Here is a 19989-nt window from a genome sequence, read left to right as displayed (position 1 = left end):
TTTCCGGCAAGCGCGAGGGAGGACGCCATGCATGTGAAACGTTTCCAGGACGCCGGCCCTTACGAGGCGCCGAACCATTTTGGCTGCCACGGGCTCAGGCTCCAGGGCTTTGAAGAGAGCGGGCCGAAGAACCAGTGGATCGGGTTCAGCCAGTTCCTGCCGGGTGGCGGCGCAGGCCCAGACTCGACCCCGTTCGAGAAGGTCTATGTCGTGCTCGAGGGCGAGATGACCGTGATCGTCGATGGCGCGGAAACCGTGCTATACAAGATGGATAGCTGCACCATCCCGCCGAACGAGGTCCGCAAGATCGAAAACCGCAGCAACGACACCTGCAAGATGCTGGTGGTGATCCCCTATTCCCCGGAACCCAAGGTGGAGGCATAAGCCATGAACGCAATGACCAACCCCCTGTCGATGTTCGACGTGAAGGACAAGGTGGCGCTGATCACCGGGGCCTCGGGCGCTTTCGGCATGGTTGCGGCCCGGATCCTTGCCGGGGCCGGCTGCAACCTCGTGCTGGCCGCGGGCAACCCGTCAGCGCTGGATGAGATTGCCGAGGAATGTCTCGGTCTGGGCGTTGCAGTCAGCGCCATCAACACGCGCCCCAATGACGAGGGCGCCTGTCAGGCGCTGGTCGATGAGGCGGTGAACACCTTCGGGCGTCTCGATATCCTTGTCGTGGCCTCCGGCATGAACAAGGTCGCGCTGATCAACGACATGACGCCCGAGACATTCGAGAGCGTGATGGACGCCAATGTCACGCAGAGCTGGCTGCTGGCGCGCGCCGCGGCGGGCCAGATGAAAGCGCAGGGCGACGGGGGCAAAATCGTCCTGGTTTCCTCGGCGCGCGGGCTGCTGGGCCACCCGGCGGGCTACACCGCTTATTGCGCCTCCAAGGCCGCGACCGACGGCATCGTCAAGGCCCTGGGCTGCGAGCTTGGTCCCACCGGGATCACCGTGAACGCCATTGCACCCACCGTGTTCCGCTCGCCTCTGACCGCCTGGATGTTCGAAGACACCGAGAAGGCAAAAGAGGTGCGCAAGCAGTTCCTCGCCCGTGTGCCCAAAGGCCGTCTGGGCGAGCCGGAGGATCTGGCCGGGCCGCTGCTGTTCCTCGCCTCGAAGGCATCGGATTTCTACACCGGGCATATCCTTTATGCCGACGGCGGCTATACGGCGGGTTGAGCGATGGTTCCCAAGAAACAGCAGATGGCCATCATCGGCGCCGGTTTGATGGGCCATGGAATCGCCCTTACGCTGGCCCGCGCCGGGCAATATGTGACGATCTCCGACCCGCATGAAGAGACGCTGAAATCTGCGCCAAAGCGGATATCTGACAGCCTGAAGTCGATGGGCGTCCGGGAAGAAGCGATTGCCCGTGCGCTGAAGATGATCGAGCTGTGCTCGTCGGTGCGGGCGGCAGTGAAAGACGCGGATTTCGTCTTTGAGGCCGCGCCGGAGAAGCTTGACCTCAAGCGCCGGATCTTTGACGAGATCGAAGCGCATGCACCGGAAAAGGCGGTGCTGGCCTCGAACACCTCGGTGATCCAGATCACCAAGATCATGGAGGGGCTCAAGCTGCGCGGCCGCGCGCTTGGCACCCATTGGTGGAACCCGCCGCACATGATCCCGCTGGTCGAGGTGATCAAGACCGAATGGACCGCGCCCGAGGTGGCACAAGGCATGATGGCCCTGCTGACCAGTGCCGGTAAGACCCCGGTCATGGTCGAGAAGGACGTGCCCGGCTTTATCGGCAACCGCCTGCAGCATGCGCTCTGGCGCGAGGCGGTGAGTCTCGTCGAGCGCGGGATCTGCGATGCCGAGGCGGTGGATACGGTGGTGAAGTCCTGCTTTGGCCGCCGGCTGGCCGTGCTCGGCCCGCTGGAGAACGCCGATCTCGTGGGCACCGACCTGACGCTTGATATCCACGAGAACGTGCTCTTCGATCTGGAGAGCCGGCAGGGGCCGTCGCCCTATCTCGAACAACTCGTGCGGGACGGCAAGCTGGGCATGAAGTCCGGCGAGGGATTCCGCAAATGGACACCGGAGGCGGCCGAGGCGGTCCGCGCCCGCGTGGGCCGCCACCTGACCCGGCTGGACGGCATTCTCGACGACTAAGCGCCAGAAGACTTCACATCAAGCCCGGCGGGGAGGCCGGGAGGAGGAGAGACCGATGACGAAGACACTGCTGACCCCGACGCGCCGTGGGTTCCTCGCCGGAGGGGCCGCGATGGTGGCGACGCCCGCGATCCTGACCGGCACCCGCGCCTATGCGCAGAACCCGACGCTCAAGGTCGGCCATGTCAGCCCCCGTACCGGGCCGCTGGCGGGCTTTGCCGAGGCCGATGAATTCGTTCTGGCCGCCATTCAAAAGCAATTCGACGCCGGGATCGAAAACAACGGCAAGACCTGGAACATCGAGATCATCTCGAAGGACAGCCAGTCGAACCCGAACCGCGCTGCCGAAGTGGCCGCGGACCTCATCCTGGGCGACGAGGTCGACATCATCGTCGCGGCATCGACCCCCGACACGGTCAACCCGGTTTCGGATCAGGCCGAGATCAACGAGGTGCCCTGCATCACGACGGATTGCCCGTGGCAGCCCTATTTCTTTGGCCGCAATGGTGTGCCGGGCCAGGGGTTTGACTACACCTACCACTTCTTCTGGGGGCTGGAGGACGTGATCGCCGCCTTCCTTGACATGTGGGACAAGGCGGGCGTGGCGAAGGTGGTCGGCGGGCTGTTCCCGAACGATGCTGACGGCAATGCCTGGGGCGATGCGGAGCTGGGCCTGCCCAAACCGCTCGCCGCCGCGGGATACGACCTGACCGATCCGGGGCGCTATCAGCCGCTGACCGACGATTTCTCGAACTACATCAACGCCTTCAAGGACGCAGGTGCAGAAATCGTCACCGGCAACATGATCCCGCCGGATTTCGCCACCTTTTGGGCGCAGGCGGCGCAGCAGGGCTTCACTCCGAAGGTCGTGACCATCGGCAAGGCGCTGCTGTTCCCGTCGGTCATCGAATCCCTCGGCGAGCGCGGAGATGGGCTCTCCTCCGAAGTCTGGTGGTCCCCGAACCACCCCTTCGCGTCGTCGCTGACCGGTGCGTCGGCCAAGGCGCTTGCCGAGGGGTACACGGCGGCCTCGGGCCGGCCCTGGACCCAGCCGATCGGCTTCAAGCACGCGATGTTCGAAGTGGTGGCGGACGTGGTGCGCCGGACCGAGGATCTGGAGGATTACGAGGCAATCGCCGCCGCGATCCCCGAAACCAACCTCGATACCATCGTCGGAAACGTCAATTGGGCGAACGGCCCGATCAACAACGTCACCAAGACGCCGTTGGTCGCCGGGCAATGGCAGAAAGAGGGCGATGCTTTCGATCTGAAGATCGTGGCCAATGCGCACGCGCCCGACATTCCGACCACCGGCGAGCTGAAATTGCTTGCGTGATCCGAAGTGGCGCCGGGATGGCCGGCGCCCTCACTTCCTCTTGATGCGAGGCTCTTATGAGCACGATCCTGAAACTTGACGGCCTGACCAAAGCCTTCGGTGCCGTGACGGTGGCCGATGGTCTGAGTTATGAGCTGAGCCAGGGTGAGGCCCTGGGCGTGATCGGGCCGAACGGCGCGGGCAAGACTTCGATGTTCAACCTGATCACCGGGACCCTCTCTCCCAATGCGGGAAAGGTGCATTTTGACGGCCGCGACGTGACTGCGCAAAGCGCGGCCCAGCGTAGCCGCGCCGGGATCGCCCGCAGTTTCCAGGTGCCGCAGCCCTTCACCCACATGACGGTGTTCGAAAACGCCATGATCGCCGCGACGCAGGCCGCCGGCCTGTCGGGGCGCGAGGCAGAAACGCTCTGCCTCGATGTGCTGGAGCAGACCGGGTTGATGGACAGGGCCAACACGCCGGCGGGCAGTCTCACGCTGCTGAACCGCAAGCGGCTGGAAATGACGCGGGCGCTTTGTGCGAAACCCAAGCTGCTGCTGCTTGACGAGATCGCGGGTGGGCTGACCGAGGCGGAATGCCATTCGCTGGTGCAGACCATCAAGGATGTGCACGCCACCGGCGTCTCGATCATCTGGATCGAACATGTGGTTCACGCGCTTCTGGCCGTGGTCTCCCGCCTCGTGGTGATCGATTTCGGCCGCAAGATCGCCGAGGGCGACCCGCGCGAAGTGATGGACAGCCGCGAGGTCAAGGAAATCTACCTGGGGATCGAAGTCGATGCCTGACCCCATTCTGAACATTGCGAAGCTCGACGCATTCTACGGCGATTTCCAGGCGCTCTACGGCCTCGACCTGACATTGGCCCAGGGCGAAGTGCTGGCCATCATCGGCGCCAATGGCGCGGGCAAGACGACGCTTCTGCGCTCCATCGCAGGTCTAATGGCGAACCAACCCGAGCAGATCCGTTATCGCGGCGAACCCATCGGGGCGCTGAGGGCCGATCAAGTCGCCGCGCGCGGGCTGGCACTAGTGCCGGAGGGGCGGCAGCTGTTCCCCTCGCTGTCGGTCGAGGAAAACCTCATCATCGGTGGGCGGGTCGGGCGCAAGGGCCCGTGGTCTTTGCAAAAGGTCTACGAGCTGTTCCCGATCCTCGAAGAGCGCAAACACCAGGCCTCCACCTCTCTCTCGGGCGGGCAGCAGCAGATGGTCGCCATTGGTCGCGCGCTGATGTCGAACCCCGACCTGATCCTCTTCGACGAGATCAGCCTCGGCCTCGCCCCGATCATCATCAAGGACATCTACGACGCGCTGCCCGGCATCGTCGGCGGCGGCATGTCGGCGGTGATCGTCGAGCAGGACGTGACCAAGGCATTGGCCGTCTCGTCGCGCGTCTATTGCCTGCAAGAGGGGCGGGTCTCGCTCGAAGGCAACTCGCAAACTGTATCGCGCGACGAGATCAGCCGCGCCTATTTCGGGATCGAATGACATGGAATGGTTAAACGCCATCGTGCAGGGCACCTTGCTGGGCGGGCTCTATGCGCTTTTCGCCGCCGGGCTCAGCCTGATCTTCGGGGTCATGCGGCTGGTGAATATCGCGCATGGCGACCTGATCGTGCTGGCCGCCTATCTGGGGCTGACAACGACCGTGGTGCTGGGGCTGCATCCCCTGTTGGCGCTGGTCGTGGTGGTGCCGGCAATGGCGGGGATCGGCTATGTCCTGCAACGCGGCGTGCTGAACCAGACGCTGGGCACCGACATCTTGCCGCCGCTGCTGGTGACGTTCGGGCTGTCCGTCATCATCCAGAACGCGCTGCTGGAAGGTTATTCCGCCGACCCGCAGAAGATGGATGCGGGCGCGCTGGAGACCGCCAGCATCGGCCTTGGTCCGCTGGCCATCGGTGTCCTGCCGCTGCTGACCTTCGCGATTGCCGTTGGTGTGATCGCCGGGCTGCAATGGACCTTCTACCGCACCGCGCTTGGCCGCGCCTTCCGGGCCGTGTCGGACAATCAGGACATCGCGCAGCTCATGGGCTTGAACAAGCGCCACGTCTTCGGTCTCGCCATGGCATTGGCGCTGGCCGTGACGGCCATCGCCGGCCTGCTGCTGGGCATCCGTACCAGCTTTGACCCCTCGATCGGCGGCGGCCGGCTCATCTTCGGCTTCGAGGCGGTGATCATCGGCGGGCTAGGCAACCTCTGGGGCACGCTGGCGGGCGGCATCATTCTCGGTGTCGCGCAGACGCTGGGCGCGGCGATAAACCCCGGCTGGCAACTGCTCGCAGGCCATATCGCCTTTCTCATTGTCCTTGCCGTGCGTCCCAACGGCCTATTCCCGAGGATTTCCTGATGAGTCAGTATCGCGTCTCCCGCTCCTCTCCGGCCGCGCGTGCGGCTGCCGTGATCGGTGCCATCGCCGTTGCTATCCTGATCGCCGCGCCTTGGTGGGCAGGCCGGGCGGACCTGAGGCTGCTGGGCGAGTTGTTCCTCTACCTGTCGCTGGCTTCTCTGTGGAACCTGCTGGCGGGCTATGCCGGGCTGGTTTCGGTCGGCCAGCAGGCCTATGCCGGCTTCGGCGGCTACATGCTGTTCGCGCTGACCATGTTCGTGGGGATGCATCCGCTGGTCGCCATCGGCGCCGCAGGCGTACTCGGCGCGCTGATCTCCGTCCCGGTCGCCGCGCTGATCTTCCGGCTGCGCGGCGCCTATTTCGCCATCGGCACCTGGGTCATGGCCGAGATCTTCCGGCTGGTCTTCGCCCAGGTTTCGGCCTTGGGTGGCGGCTCCGGCACCTCTCTGCCCACCGATATCGTGCGCTCGATGGCGGATGGCCGTTCCGCGCGCGAGGCACTCAGCTACTGGCTCGCGCTCGGCGCGGCGCTGCTGGTCGTCACCGCCGTCTATCTGCTGCTGCGCTCCCGCAAGGGGCTGGCGCTGACCGCGATCCGCGACAACGAGCTGGCGGCAGGCTCGCTCGGCATCGACATCTGGCGCACCAAATTCCTTGTCTATGTCGTCACCTCGGCGCTGACGGCGATGGTTGGCGCGCTGATCTTCCTGCAGAAACTGCGCATTTCGCCTGACGCCGCGTTCTCGGTCAACGACTGGACTGCCTTCGTGATCTTCATCGTGGTGATCGGCGGCATCGGCACCATCGAAGGCCCGATCATCGGCACGCTGATCTTCTTCGCGCTGCGCGAAACCCTCGCCGACCTGGGCACGATCTACCTCATGGTGCTCGGCCTTGTCGCCATCGTGATGATGCTAAAAGCCCCCAAGGGCGTCTGGGGCTTCATCCGTGACCGTTTCGACCTGCAACTTTTCCCGCTCGGCTACCGCGTAAAACGCGACACATCCAAAGGAGCCTGATCCATGGCACGCCAGAAAACCGTCATCACCTGCGCCATCACCGGGGCAATCCACACACCCACCATGTCCGACGCGCTGCCCTACAGCTATGACGACATCGCGGCGCAGGCCGTCGCGGCAGCAGAGGCCGGCGCTTCGATCCTGCACCTGCATGCGCGCGATAACGAAACCGGCGCGCCGTCGGTCGACGTCAAGGATTTTCAGCCCTTCCTGCCGCGCATCAAGCAGGCAACGGATGCGGTGGTGAACATCTCGACCGGCGGTTCGCTGTCGCTGTCGATTCAGGACCGGATCACCCCGGCCAAGACATTCTCGCCAGAGATGTGTTCGATGAACATGGGGTCCATGAACTTCTCGTTTCACCCGCTGGCCAAGCGGTATTCCGATGATGATTGGAAGTTCGACTGGGAGAAGGACTATGTCGCCAACTCCGACGGCAACATCTTCCGCAACACCTTCCGCGACATCAAGGAAGCGGCCGAAACCCTGGCCCCGCATGACATCAAGTTCGAACACGAATGCTACGACGTCGGCCACCTGTACAACCTGAAATTCTGCATGGACATCGGGCTGTTCAAGGCGCCGGTCTTCATCCAGTTCATCTTCGGCATTCTTGGCGGTATCGGCCCGGAGGTTGACAACCTGGTGTTCATGAAACGCACCGCTGACCGTCTGTTCGGCGACGATTACCGCTGGTCGGTGCTCGGTGCGGGTGGAGCGCAGATGAACCTCGCTACCACCGCCAGCCAGATGGGCGGCAACGTGCGCGTCGGGTTGGAAGACAGTCTGTTCATCTCGCGCGGCAAGCTGGCGGAGTCGAATGCCCAGCAAGTCGCCAAGATCCGCCGCATCGTGGAGGACCTGGGCTGCGAAGTCGCCACACCGGACGAGGCGCGCGAGATCCTCGCGCTCAAGGGCGGCGACCGGGTGAATTTCTGAGGATCGCGCGATGCCACATATCGAACCGAAGGATCAAACGCTGAAGACGCTGGAGGGGCTGCACCTTTGGCACGCACCGATGTCGTCCTGTTCGCAGCGGGTGCGGCTGGTGCTGGCAGAGACCGGCAGGGACTGGGAAAGCCATCCCGTCGACCTGGAAAAGGACGAACATGCAACGCCGGAGTACCAGGCGATCCACCCCAAGGGGCTGGTGCCGGCCTTCGTCGACAATGGCGATCTGATCATCGAATCGATCGACATCATCCAGCATGTCGCGGGTGAGGGCAGCGCGCTGGCCGCGACCGACGCGCCGGAACTCTTGCAGTTGGCCGATGCGGCACAGGTCGATCTGAAGCTCCTGACCTTCGAGTTCCTGTTCCGGGCCGCCCCTCCGCCGTCGGCGGAGGCCGCCGAGGCCTTCCAACGCAACCATGGCAACGACTGGCTGAAACAATTCCGCCGCGATTTTGCTGCCGGTTTTGACCGCGACAGGCTGGATCAGGCGGTAACGCGCACCGACGACGGCTTCCGCCACCTTGACGCTCTGCTGTCGGATGGCCGGCCGTTTTTGGCGGGCGACAGCTTTTCGCTTGCCGACATCGCCTGGATGCCGAACGTTCATCGCTTTGCCCTGATGGGGTGGCCGTTCGAGCGCACGCCGCATCTGGCCGACTGGTTCGAGCGGGTCAAGGCGCGGGACAGTTACCGCACCGCGCTGCTCGACTGGCAGAACGAACATGCCGCCGGGGCCTTCGCGGCCTATACCGGGAAACGGCGTGCTGAGGGCTCTGACATTCGAGCCTATGGAAGTCTGAACAGTTGACCGGGCGATAAGAGGTCGCCCGTCAACATAACGCCAAGGCCGCCGGAGGAGGCGGTCACAACGAGGAGGACTAACGATGAAATCCATCACGTTCCTGACGGCGATGACAGTTGCCATTGCCGCGACCGGCGCCGAGGCCAAGACCCGGCTTCTGGTCAACTGCTTCTGGCCGTCGAGCCACTTCGCCTGTTCGACGGTGCTGCCCAACTGGGTGGAAGAGGTCGAGCGCGTGACCGAAGGCCGCGTGACGGGCATCATCCCGCCGAAATCCGTGGCCCCGCCGCCGGAACAGCTTGCCGCGATCGAGCGCGGGATTGCCGACGTGGCGGTGATGTTCAACGGCTTCTTCGGCGACGCGGCGGTCGGCCCGAAAGTGGCAATGCAGCCCTTTGTCGGCAGCCACGATGCCGAGGCGATGTCCAAGGCGCTCTGGGCCACCAACCGGGAATATTTCGCGGACGAAATCGAGCAGGTGCACCTGCTGTCGCAATTCGTCATCTCGCCGGCCGAGCTCTACAGCCAGACCGACACGCCGATCAATTCGCTCGACGATCTGGCGGGCCGCAAGATGTGGGTACTGCCGGGGCCGCTTGCAGAGATCACCAAGAAACTTGGCACCGGCGTGGTCTCGGGACCGGCGGTGCAGTCGAACGAGATCATCTCGCGCGGGGTGGTCGATGGCCATCTCGGGCTTGACCCGCAGGCGGTGCAGGCCTTTCAGTTGATGCCCTATACCAAGTCGACCACCAAGTTCAGCGGCGCGATCTACTCGACCTCGTTCTCGGTCTTCGCCAACAAGGACAAGTGGGCCGAGATCTCGCCCGAGGACCAAGAGGCGATCATGAGCGTGTCGGGCGAAGTGCTGGGCGCGGCCTTTGGTCGGGCCTGGAACGAAGCGGCGGCAATGGCCGAAGCGGCCTATGCCGATGCCGGGATCGAAGTGGTCGATGTTGATCCAGCCTTCGAGACCGCGCTGCAGGAGGCTTCTGCCTTTGTCACCGAGGGTTGGCTGAAGGCGGCGGAAGCTGCCGGGATCGATGGCCAGGGCGCACTGGATTTCTACAAGAGCCAGATCGGCGAAATGACCAACTGAGCCCTGTCACGGAGGCAAACCCATGACCAGCAGCTTTCTGACCCGCATCATCCAGGTGCTTGAAGTCCTCTCCAGCATTGTCCTCGCGGCGATGATGCTGCTGACCTTTGTCGACGTGATTGGCCGCTACCTGCTCGGCGCCCCGGTTTTCGGGGCGTCGGAAATGATCTCGACGATGCTGGCTCTGGTGATCTTCATGGGCCTTGGCATCGCCAATGCCCGCGACAAGCACATCGTGGTCGAATTGTTCGACAGCCGCATCCGCGCGCTGGCGCCCGGTTTCTACGATGTGGTGGTGCAGGGCTTTTCGATCCTCTCCATGTGCCTGATCGTCTACGTGCTGTTTGAACAGGCCATCGAGACTGCGCATACCGGCGCCACCACCATCGTTCTTGAATGGCCGCTGGCCTGGATCACCGGCACTGTCGCCGTTCTGGCGGCGTTAAGCGTCGTCAGCCAGATCCTGGGTCTGCTCACCGGCGCGAACCAACCCAACAAACATCATCTGGAGGACGTGTGATGACCACGGCTCTGATCGGGTTCGCCGTCCTATTCGCGCTTTGCTTCATCGGGTTTCGCGTCGGTTTCGCGACGCTGATCGTGGGCTTTGTCGGCTTTGCCATGCTGCGCGGGTTCGACGCGTCGCTGGCCATGGTGGGCCAGCAGGTGTTCCACGACAGCATGAATTACAACCTGTCGGTCATTCCGCTTTTCATCTTGATGGGCGTCTTCATCGTTCATGCGCGGATCAGCCAGGATCTTTATGACGCGGCCTATGCCGCGCTGGGACGGTTCCGGGGCGGCCTGGCGCTGGCGACGGTGTTGGCAGCAGGCGGGTTTTCGGCGGTCTGCGGCTCTACGCTGGCCACCGCGGCCACCATGGCCAAGGTCGCGATGCCGCCGATGCGCAATTACAAGTATTCCGACCGGCTCGCCTCGGGGACGATTGCCGCAGGCGGTACTCTGGGCATCATGATCCCGCCCTCGGTGCCGCTGGTGATCTATGGGCTGATCGCCGAGCAGGATATCGGGCTGCTGTTCATCGCAGGGATCCTGCCCGGTCTGATGCTGGTCATTCTGTTCCTGATTGCTGTCGGCATCACCGTGCGCCGCAACCCTATGGCCGCGCCTTCGGCCCCGCCGCTGGAACCCGCCCGCCGCAAGGAGGCCATTCGCGGCACCCTGCCGGTCTTGATCCTGTTCCTTGTCGTGCTGGGTGGCATCTATTCCGGTGCTTTCACCGCAACCGAGGCCGCGGGGATCGGCAGCTTTGGCGCGGCGGTGATCGCCGTCATGCGTGGCCACTTGCTGACCTTGGGCGAATGGCGCGATTGCCTCGTAGATGCCACCACAACCACCGCGACGATCTTTATCGTGCTTCTGGGCGCCATCGTGTTTTCGCAGTTCATCAACCTGAGCGGCATGCCCTACGACCTGCTTGACCTTGTCGACGAATGGGAGCTTTCGCCCTTCCAGCTGGTGATCTTCGTCTGCATCATCGCCATCCTGATGGGTATGGTGTTCGAGGCGATCGGTATCCTGGTCCTGCTGGTGCCGGTGTTTCTGCCCGCGTTGCAGATCAACGGCATCGACATGATCTGGTTCGGCATCCTGGTGGTGTTGGTCTCCGAGATCGGCCTGATCACACCACCCATCGGCATGAACGTATTCGTGGTGAAATCGGTGCTTCCGGACGTCAGGCTGGGCGCGATTTTCGCGGGCGTTCTGCCCTACATTTTCGCGCTGGTGACCGGGTTGATCCTGGTGCTGATCATTCCGCAGGTCGCGACCTTCCTTCCGGGCCTCATGAGGTAATTCAGATGAGCATGATCAAGAACATTCTTTTCATCATGGCTGACCAGCTGCGCTGGGATTACCTCAGCTGCTACGGTCACCCGCATCTGCACACTCCAAATATCGACAAGCTGGCCGCGCGGGGGGTGCGCTTTGACCGGGCCTACGTGCAATCGCCGGTCTGCGGTCCGTCGCGTGCGTCCTGCTATACCGGGCGCACGGTCTTCAGTCACGGGGCCACCTGGAACCGGGTGCCGCTGCCGGTGGGCGAGTTGACCCTGGGCGACTACCTGCGGCCGCTGGGGGTGCGTACGGCGGTGGTCGGCAAGACCCACATGGTGCCCGACCGTGAAGGCATGGCGCGGCTGGGGCTGAACCCGACGACCGAACTGGGGATGATCATCAGCCAGCCGGGCTTTGACCCATACGAGCGCGACGACGGCTTGCACCCCACGCCGCTGCTGCGCAACAAGGGCGGGATGCTGCGCTACAACGACTGGCTGCGCGAGCAAGGCTACGAGGGCGAAAATCCTTGGAACGACTATGCCAATGCTGCCGATGGACCGGACGGCGAGATCCTGTCGGGCTGGCACCTGAAGAACTCGAACCTCCCCGCGCGGGTGAAGGAAGAGCATTCCGAAACCGCCTATATGACGTTGCGCGCCCGCGAGTTCATCGAAGACAGCGGCGATACCCCCTGGCTCTGCCACCTGTCCTATATCAAGCCGCACTGGCCCTACATGGCCCCGGCGCCCTACCACGACATGTACGGCCCCGAGACCTTCCTGCCGGTCGTGCGCAGCGAAAAGGAGCGCGAGGATCCCAACCCGGTCTTCGATGCCTTCATGAAGATGGAGGTCAGCGAAGTCTTTTCGGCCCAAGGCACCCGCGAGACCGTGCTGCCGGCCTATATGGGCCTGATCAAGCAGATCGATGACCATCTCGGGCGGCTTTTCGACTGGCTGGAAGAAACCGGCAAGGCGGATGAGACCATGATCGTGCTGACATCGGATCACGGCGATTACCTCGGCGATCACTGGATGGGCGAGAAGGAGCTGTTTCACGAGCAATCCGTGCGCGTGCCACTGATCATCTGCGATCCCCGGGCCGAGGCCGACGCCACGCGCGGCACCGCCTGCGACGCGCTGGTCGAAGCGATCGACCTGGTTCCGACCTTCCTCGAAGCCACCGGTGCGCCGCCCGCTGATCACCGGCTGGAAGGGCGCTCGCTGATGCCGCTGCTCCGGGGTGAAGTGCCGCAGGACTGGCGCGACGCGGTCTTCTCGGAAATCGACTATGCATTTTATGCCGCCCGCGAGACCGTTGGCGTCGGCCCGTCGGATGCGCGTGCCTACATGCTGCGCACCGAGAGGTGGAAATACATCCATTTCCGGGGCTTCGCGCCGCAACTCTTTGATCTGGAACAGGACCCGGATGAGTTCTCCGATCTCGGCCGTCACCCGGACTATGAAACTGTTCGACAGGAGATGCATGCCCGGCTGCTGGATCGGCTGACCGCTCGAAAGAACCGGGTGACGATGACAGACGAGGGCGTCCGGGCGCTGCGCCGCGACGAGGATACCTCGGGTATAATGATCGGCAAGTGGGGCTGAAACGTCCCCGACACGAGGACACCGGAACATGAACCGTCTGACCGGCCTGGTGAACTTCGATTGGATGCATGCGGCCACGGCCGCGAGCCTTCGCTCCGACGTGCTGGCCGGGCTGACCGGCGCAGCCATCGTGTTGCCGCAGGCGGTGGCCTTTGCCGCCATTGCCGGACTGCCGCCGGAATACGGGCTGTACACGGCGATGGTGCCGCCCGTGGTGGCAGGGCTCTTCGGCTCGTCTCTGGTCATGGTCTCGGGGCCGACGACAGCGATTTCCGCCGTGGTCTTCAGTGCGCTTGCCGGCCAGATGGAACCGGGCTCGCCGGAATTCGTGCAAGGCGCGATCCTGCTCGCCATGATGGTCGGGGTGATCCAGCTTTTCTTTGCGCTCGCCCGCGCCGGGCGGTTGGCGGGCTTCGTGTCGCATTCGGTGATGATCGGCTTCACCGCCGCCGCGGCGCTCCTGATCGCGGTCAGCCAGATGGGCGGCGCGCTTGGCCTGCCGAAATCCCAGGCGCACGGCATCATCGACCGGCTGTTGGCGGTCTTCGGACGGTTGGGCGAGGCGAACATGATCGCGATGCTCTCGGCACTGGTGACGCTGATAACCGTGATCGTCTTTCGCAGATACCTGCCGCGCTGGCCCGGTTTTCTGATTGCCATCGCTGCCGGGACCGTTGTGGTGCAGTTGTTCGGAGGGGCCGCAGGGGATCTTGCCTTTGTCGGTTCGCTCCCATCGGCCTACCCGGTATTTTCGCTGCCCTCTCTCGACGCGGGAAACTGGACCGAGATGCTGGAAAGCGCCTTTGCCATTTCGCTGATCGGACTTCTCGAGGCCATCGCCATCGGCCGCAGCATGGCGCACAAGACCCGCACCGATTTCGATGCCAATCAGGAGGTTCTGGGGCAGGGCCTGTCGAACGTGGCCGGTTCGCTCTTTCAATGTTATCCGGCTTCAGGGTCGTTCACCCGCTCGGGCGTCAACCTGGAATCGGGGGCCACGTCCCCCATTGCCGCCATCGCTGCGGCTGTGTTCCTTGTTGTGCTTGTCGCGCTGTTTCGCCCCTTCGTGAGCCTAGTTCCGATCGCCGCCATAGCCGGGCTGATCCTCTACGTCGCGTACAAGCTGATCGACCTCGCCGAGATCCGGCATCTGCTGGAAACCAGCCGCACCGAGAGTGTCATTGCCGGCCTGACCTTCTTCGTTGGGCTGACGGTGAACCTCGAACTGGCAATTTATGTTGGTGTGCTGGTCTCACTCGCGGTTTTTCTGAACAAGAGCGCCAACCCGGTACTGGCCATCGGTGCACCAGATACCTCGGGCGGCCATCGCACCATTCGCAATGCGGAGATCTTCGGGCTGCCGGAATGCCCCGCGACGCTGATCCTGCGCCTCGACGGACCGCTGTTCTTCGGCTCGGTCGATACCGTCAACGCCCGTTTCCGGGCACTGGCGCGGCGGCGACCTGAGCAGGTGAACCTGATCCTGATCCTTCATGGTGTCGGCGATGTTGATCTGTCGGGCGTCGAGCTGCTCGAGATTGAGGCCGAGCGCCGCCGTGCGGCGGGCGGAGACCTCTTCGTGGTGTGCCACTATCCGCCGCTGGCAGAACGGCTTCGGCAATTGGGGCTGGCGGTCATCATCGGCGAGGACAGCTTCTTCATGAACAAGGGAGCCGCCATCTCCGCCGCGGTCGACAATATCGCGCCGGACACCTGCGCCCATTGTGACAAGCGCGTCTTCGTCGAATGCGCATTCCGTCCCGACGAGCGCAAGACCCTAAGGAGCTCCTGACATGACAGACCTACTCGGCAAGACGGCCATTGTGACGGGGTCGACCTCTGGTATCGGGCTTGGCCTTGCGCGGGGCTTTGCGGCGGCGAATGCCAACGTGATCCTGAACGGGTTCGGCGACGCCGCCGAGATCGAGGACATGCGGGCCGAACTGGACGGTCTTGGCGCCGGGCAGGTTGTCCACGACGGTGCCGACATGACACAGCCCGACGAGATCGAGGCGCTGGTCAGCGGCGCGGCTGAGCGCTTTGGCGGGGTCGATATCGTGGTCAACAACGCCGGGGTGCAGACGGTTTCGCCGGTCGAGGATTTTCCGAAAGACCGCTGGGACATGATCATCGACATCAACATGAACTCGGCCTTTCACGTGATCCGCGCCGCCGTGCCGCACATGAAGGCGGCGGGCTGGGGAAGGGTGATCAATATCGCCTCGGCGCATGGCCTTGTCGCCTCGCCCTTCAAATCGGCCTATGTCACGGCCAAGCACGGTGTCGTCGGCCTGACCAAGACCGTTGCGCTGGAGGTGGCCGAGGCGGGCATCACCTGCAACGCGATCTGCCCCGGCTACGTGTTGACACCGCTGGTGGCAAAACAGATCCCCGACACTGCAAAGGCGCGCGGCATGACCGAGGATGAAGTCAAGCGCGACGTTCTGCTGGCCGCGCAATGGACGAAGAAATTCGTCACCGTCGAGCAATTGGCCGGGGTGGCGTTGTTCCTGTGTTCCGATGCGGCCGAAAACATCACCGGCATCGCCTTGCCAGTGGACGGTGGTTGGACCGCGGCATAGGCTGTGACCATGGTGAACAAGATCGTTTCCGCAGCAGATGCCGCCGCCCTGATCAAGGACGGCGATACGCTCACGACCTCGGGCTTCGTCGGCATCGGGGTGCCGGATGAGTTGCTGGCGGCGATCGAGGCGCGATTCCTGGAGACCGGCCATCCGAAGGGCTTGAACCTCGTCTTTGCCGCAGGCCAGGGCGATGGCAAGACGCGGGGGCTGAACCGTCTGGGCCACGAAGGTCTGCTGAAGGGCGTCGTCGGCGGGCATTGGGGGCTGATCCCCAAGGTCGCCGCGCTGGCCGTGGAAGGAAAGATCGAGGGCTGGAACCTGCCGCAAGGCTGCATCAGCCAGCTCTATCGCGACATCGCGGCGGGCAAGCCGGGGATGCTGTCCCGTGTCGGATTGGAAACCTTTGTCGATCCCCGCAACGGCGGCGGCGCGATCAACGCCTTGTCCACCGAACCGAAGGTCGAACTGATGCAGATCGGCGGCGAAGAGGTGCTGTTCTATCCCGCACAGCGGCTGACCGTTGCTCTGTTGCGCGGTACCACGGCGGATGAGGCGGGCAATATCACGATGGAGCGCGAGGCGCTGACCATCGACAACCTGGCGCAGGCCATGGCGGTCAAGAATTGTGGCGGCGTGGTGATCGTTCAGGTGGAACGCGTGGCGCGGGCACGGACCCTGCCGGCACGGGACGTGCACATTCCCGGCATCCTGGTCGACGCGGTGGTGGTGTCGAAGCCGGAAAACCACCTGCAGACCTATGCCACCGCCTTCAACCAGGGGTTCACCAACCGGATACGTACGCCCGAAGGGGAAATCCCGCCGATGAAGCTGGACGCGCGCAAGGTGATCGCTCGGCGCTGTGCCTTCGAGCTACCGGTCAATGGCGTCGTCAACCTTGGCATCGGCATGCCCGAGGGGGTGGCGGCGGTGGCCGCCGAGGAGGGCCTGCTTGAACACATGACGCTGACAGCAGAGCCGGGCGTGATCGGTGGGCAGCCCGCCTCTGGCCTTGATTTCGGGGCCGCCGTGAACACCGACGCGGTGATCCCCCAGAACAGCCAGTTCGATTTCTATGACGGCGGTGGGCTGGACATGACCTGCCTCGGCCTTGCGCAAGCGGATGCCTCTGGCAACGTCAATGTCTCGCGCTTCGGTTCGCGGCTGGCCGGCGCGGGCGGCTTCATCAACATCAGCCAGAACGCGCGCGCGGTGGTGTTCGCGGGGACGTTCACGGCCAAGGGGCTGGAGGTTGTCATTGACGACGGCACCGTCGCGATCCGGCAGGAAGGCCACCAGCGCAAATTCCTGGACCAGGTCGAACAGGTCACCTTTTCGGGCGCCCGCGCCGCGCGGCTTGGCCAGCCGGTGCTGTATGTCACCGAGCGCTGTGTCTTTGAACTGACGCCGGAGGGTCTGAAACTGACCGAGATTGCGCCGGGCATCGATCTCGACCGGGACATCCTTGCCCTGATGGCAGTGCGCCCGCTGATCGACGAACTGGCCGAAATGGACGCGCGTATCTTCCACAACCGGGAGATGGATCTGCGCACCGACCTGCTGCACCTCGACCTGCCGGACCGGATCGCGCTGGATACGACCACGACCCAGCTGTTCCTGAACTTCGAAAAGATGCGCGTGCGGACACAGGGTGAGGTCGACCAGGTCGGGCTCCTCGTGGCCGAACGCTGCGCGCCGCTGGATCGCCGGGTGGACGTCATCGTCAACTATGACGGTTTCCGCATCGACGAGGCCCTGGAGCCGGCCTGGGCCCGCATGGTGGCGGACCTGACCGAGCGTTTCTACCGCAAGGTCTCGCGCTACTCCGGCTCGGCCTTCATGCGGATGAAACTGGGAATGGTCTTCCCCCACGCCCGGACACATATTTTCGAAACCAAGGACCAAGCGCGTGGGTATCTTGAGCTTTGAAATGGGTGTTGCCAGGTAAACGCGGCGTTGGTTGTCGGCGTGCCGACATCAGCATAACCGACGTTCATGACCCAGCCTTCGATCAGCGACAAACGCCACCGCGTCCCAAGGCAAAGATACTCGGGGCCACCTGTAGCGAGCGGAAAAAACTAACAAGACCCTTGCCAGAACACCGTCCAAAGCCCGAAACCGACCTTCACCCGGGAAGGGACCGCCGCGATCCCGCACCCGGGGCAGGCGAACATGGCCGTTCAGATCCACTGTTTCTTCAAGGCCAGCAGCGCCGCGTGATGACGGTTGCGCGCCGACAACTTCTGCCCGGCGTTGTTCAGATGATAGTTCACCGCGGATGCGGAGATGTTCATTTTCCCGGCGATTTCCTGGCTGGTCAGCCCCTCGGCCACCCAGATCAGGCTCTCCCGCTCGCGCGGGGTCAGCGGCATCCGCCCTTCGGCCTCATCCGGCTGTGCCGCCAGTGCGTTCAGCGCGTCGGCGATATGATATCCCGCCACGATCAGCTTGCCGCCATGATCTGCAAAGGCCTGGCGCACGACGCTGCGGTTCTCGGCTGTGAAGGTGACCAGCTCCAGCCCGTGGCGGCCGCTGATCGGAATCGAAACCCCGTGGGCGATGCCGAATTCGCTCGCCTCGTGAAACACCTGCCGCTGGCGTTTGCGGAACTGCTTGAGGAAGCCGCCCACCCCCCACAAGAACGGCGCGCGCGACATGCGAGCCACTTCGATCACCGGATCGATCTGATCGTAATGTAGCCCCTGATACCGGGTCGCCCAATCGATGGGATAGTTGCTCTCGAGCTTGAAGAACGTGTCTCCCGCTGCATCTCCGGCCCCGCTGAAGACGGCATAGGAAAACCGCATGAGGCCGATCGGCTCGAGGAATTGCTCAACCTCGCCAAGAAACTGGTCGCGATCCTGCATCATTCCTTGTGGCAAATAGTCGATTTCGCCCAGCGGCACGCCTTGATCCTTTCGCTCGCGACCTGAACCGGCCATCGGAAGATCCTGCCGAAACGGTGCTCTTTTTGCAAGATTTGCCAGTACACAGCCCACCTCTTGCTCTGTCAGTCTGGCCTGAACAACAGGAGGTCATCATGACAAAGCACAATAAAACAGCGCTGGCGCTCAGCCTTGCCGCTGCCCTGATGGGCAGCACGGCCCTGGCCGATGTGGTCAAGATCGGGGTCCTCGCCCCCCTGACCGGGGCCACCGCCTCGGACGGCGAGGAATATGTGCGCGGCGCCAAATGGGCGATCGAGGAAGCCAACGCCAACGGCGGCGTCGCCGGGTACACCTTTGAACTGGAAGTGGCCGATGTTAAGGACCACTCCGCCGCCAACGTGTCGAGCGCGGTGGAACGTCTTCTGGGCACCGACGGGGTCGAGGTCATCCTGACCGGCTACGCCAGCTTGTCGATGTTCGAGGTCGACCTGATGGCCGAGGAGAACATGCCCTATATCGCGGCAGGTCCCTCGCCCGCGTTCGCCGGGATCGTGTCGCAAGACCCGGAATACTACAATTGCTGCTGGTCCTATACCGCCAGCTTCGAAGGCTATGAAACCGATCTGCTGCCGATGGTCGACGGACTGGCCGCCGGCGGCAAGATCACCGTCGATGACAAGACCGTCGCGATCATCTCTTCCGACAACCCCTACTCCAAGACCATCTCCGAAGGCATGAAGAAAAGCTTTGCGGAAGGTGGCTGGAACGTGGTTGTCGACGAACTCGTCCCGTTTGGCGCGGTCAGCGACTGGACCGTGATTCTCACCAAGGTGAAGGAAACCAACCCTGATCTGGTCGTCAACACGGATTATATCCCCGGCAACTCGGCTCTGTTCATGAAACAGTTCCTTGAACAGCCGACCGACAGCCTGGTGTTTCTGCAATACGCCCCCTCGGTCCCCGAATTCCTGACGTTGACTGGCGAAGCCTCGACCGGCGTGCTCTACAACCTGATCTCCGCCCCGCTCAACACCTCGAAATGGCCGCGTGGTCAGAGGCTCATGGCCGAATACAAGGAACGCTACGGCATCGAATCTGGCGCCTATGGCGTCGGGTTGTACGAAGAGGCAAATATCTATTTCGACGCCCTGCGCGCGGTTGGAGATCCCACCGATCACGATGCCATCGGCACGGCCATCGGCCAGACCAGGAAAGAGGTTGCATCCGGCATCCTGGAATTCGACCAGGCCACCCATGTCGCCACCCAGGGCGATGACCGATCGCCCACCACCTTTTGGCAGATCTGGGACGGCAAACGTAACATGATCGCTCCGAATGACTATGCGGACGCGGATTTCCGGACGCCGCCCTGGCTGAAGAAATAACCGCCACACTCCCCTACTGCCTCTCTGCCCCCGGCTCTTTCCCGCCGCAAAT

At 63.4% G+C, this 19989-nt stretch carries 19 protein-coding genes; 18 read left to right on the top strand and 1 reads right to left on the bottom strand.

What is annotated here, in order from left to right:
• Positions 1-27: 27 nt before the first annotated feature.
• The 17 genes from CVM52_RS00695 (at position 28) to CVM52_RS00615 (ending at position 17593) form a co-directional block, all read left to right on the top strand.
• Positions 28-384 (top strand): cupin domain-containing protein, encoded by a 357-nt coding sequence (locus tag CVM52_RS00695; RefSeq protein WP_100160807.1) that lies wholly within the window; start codon positions 28-30, stop codon positions 382-384.
• 3 nt (positions 385-387) lie between these two features.
• Positions 388-1185: an SDR family NAD(P)-dependent oxidoreductase gene (locus tag CVM52_RS00690; RefSeq protein WP_205964837.1), complete on the top strand. Its 798-nt coding sequence runs from the start codon at positions 388-390 to the stop codon at positions 1183-1185.
• A gap of 3 nt (positions 1186-1188) precedes the next feature.
• Positions 1189-2118 (top strand): 3-hydroxyacyl-CoA dehydrogenase family protein, encoded by a 930-nt coding sequence (locus tag CVM52_RS00685; RefSeq protein ID WP_100160806.1) that lies wholly within the window; start codon positions 1189-1191, stop codon positions 2116-2118.
• Positions 2119-2173: 55 nt separating this feature from the next.
• Positions 2174-3454 (top strand): ABC transporter substrate-binding protein, encoded by a 1281-nt coding sequence (locus CVM52_RS00680; protein WP_100160805.1) that lies wholly within the window; start codon positions 2174-2176, stop codon positions 3452-3454.
• Between the two features lie 56 nt (positions 3455-3510).
• Positions 3511-4239, top strand: coding sequence for an ABC transporter ATP-binding protein (locus CVM52_RS00675; RefSeq protein ID WP_100160804.1), 729 nt, complete (start codon positions 3511-3513; stop codon positions 4237-4239).
• On the top strand, positions 4232-4939 hold the full coding sequence (locus tag CVM52_RS00670; protein ID WP_100160803.1) for an ABC transporter ATP-binding protein: 708 nt from the start codon (positions 4232-4234) through the stop codon (positions 4937-4939). Before CVM52_RS00675 ends, CVM52_RS00670 begins: the two co-directional genes overlap by 8 nt.
• A gap of 1 nt (position 4940) precedes the next feature.
• A complete protein-coding gene (locus CVM52_RS00665; protein ID WP_100160802.1) occupies positions 4941-5801 on the top strand; it encodes a branched-chain amino acid ABC transporter permease in 861 nt (286 codons plus the stop codon).
• A complete protein-coding gene (locus tag CVM52_RS00660) occupies positions 5801-6820 on the top strand; it encodes a branched-chain amino acid ABC transporter permease (protein ID WP_100160801.1) in 1020 nt (339 codons plus the stop codon). The genes CVM52_RS00665 and CVM52_RS00660 overlap by 1 nt, the downstream gene beginning before the upstream one ends.
• A 3-nt stretch (positions 6821-6823) precedes the next feature.
• Positions 6824-7759 carry a 3,5-dioxohexanoate:acetyl-CoA acetone transferase gene (gene kce, locus CVM52_RS00655; protein WP_100160800.1) on the top strand — a complete coding sequence of 312 codons (936 nt, stop codon included), beginning with the start codon at positions 6824-6826 and terminating at the stop codon, positions 7757-7759.
• Positions 7760-7769: 10 nt separating this feature from the next.
• Positions 7770-8582: a glutathione S-transferase family protein gene (locus CVM52_RS00650; protein ID WP_100160799.1), complete on the top strand. Its 813-nt coding sequence runs from the start codon at positions 7770-7772 to the stop codon at positions 8580-8582.
• A gap of 76 nt (positions 8583-8658) precedes the next feature.
• A complete protein-coding gene (locus tag CVM52_RS00645) occupies positions 8659-9675 on the top strand; it encodes a type 2 periplasmic-binding domain-containing protein (protein WP_100160798.1) in 1017 nt (338 codons plus the stop codon).
• 22 nt (positions 9676-9697) lie between these two features.
• Entirely contained in the window at positions 9698-10195 is a 498-nt protein-coding gene (locus CVM52_RS00640) for a TRAP transporter small permease (RefSeq protein ID WP_100160797.1), read from the top strand.
• Positions 10195-11490: a TRAP transporter large permease gene (locus tag CVM52_RS00635; protein WP_100160796.1), complete on the top strand. Its 1296-nt coding sequence runs from the start codon at positions 10195-10197 to the stop codon at positions 11488-11490. The genes CVM52_RS00640 and CVM52_RS00635 overlap by 1 nt, the downstream gene beginning before the upstream one ends.
• Before the next feature lie 5 nt (positions 11491-11495).
• Complete coding sequence (locus CVM52_RS00630) at positions 11496-13082, top strand: alkaline phosphatase family protein (RefSeq protein ID WP_100160795.1); 1587 nt, start codon at positions 11496-11498, stop codon at positions 13080-13082.
• 28 nt (positions 13083-13110) lie between these two features.
• On the top strand, positions 13111-14874 hold the full coding sequence (locus tag CVM52_RS00625) for a SulP family inorganic anion transporter (RefSeq protein ID WP_100160794.1): 1764 nt from the start codon (positions 13111-13113) through the stop codon (positions 14872-14874).
• Position 14875: 1 nt separating this feature from the next.
• Positions 14876-15664 (top strand): 3-hydroxybutyrate dehydrogenase, encoded by a 789-nt coding sequence (locus CVM52_RS00620; RefSeq protein WP_100160793.1) that lies wholly within the window; start codon positions 14876-14878, stop codon positions 15662-15664.
• A gap of 9 nt (positions 15665-15673) precedes the next feature.
• Positions 15674-17593, top strand: coding sequence for an acyl CoA:acetate/3-ketoacid CoA transferase (locus CVM52_RS00615; protein WP_205964836.1), 1920 nt, complete (start codon positions 15674-15676; stop codon positions 17591-17593).
• 251 nt (positions 17594-17844) lie between these two features.
• On the opposite strand, the gene CVM52_RS00610 is transcribed toward CVM52_RS00615, so the two are convergent.
• The gene (locus tag CVM52_RS00610) at positions 17845-18606 is read right to left on the bottom strand and encodes a helix-turn-helix transcriptional regulator (RefSeq protein WP_100160791.1); all 762 of its coding nucleotides are present in this window, start codon (positions 18604-18606) and stop codon (positions 17845-17847) included.
• 98 nt (positions 18607-18704) lie between these two features.
• On the opposite strand from CVM52_RS00610, the gene CVM52_RS00605 reads away from it, so the two are divergent.
• Entirely contained in the window at positions 18705-19937 is a 1233-nt protein-coding gene (locus CVM52_RS00605; protein WP_100160790.1) for an ABC transporter substrate-binding protein, read from the top strand.
• Positions 19938-19989: the final 52 nt, after the last annotated feature.

It is taken from the genome of Pseudooceanicola lipolyticus (assembly GCF_002786325.1).
Taxonomy (GTDB): Bacteria; Pseudomonadota; Alphaproteobacteria; order Rhodobacterales; family Rhodobacteraceae; genus Pseudooceanicola_C; species Pseudooceanicola_C lipolyticus.
This window is presented reverse-complemented; position numbering and strand designations above follow the sequence as displayed.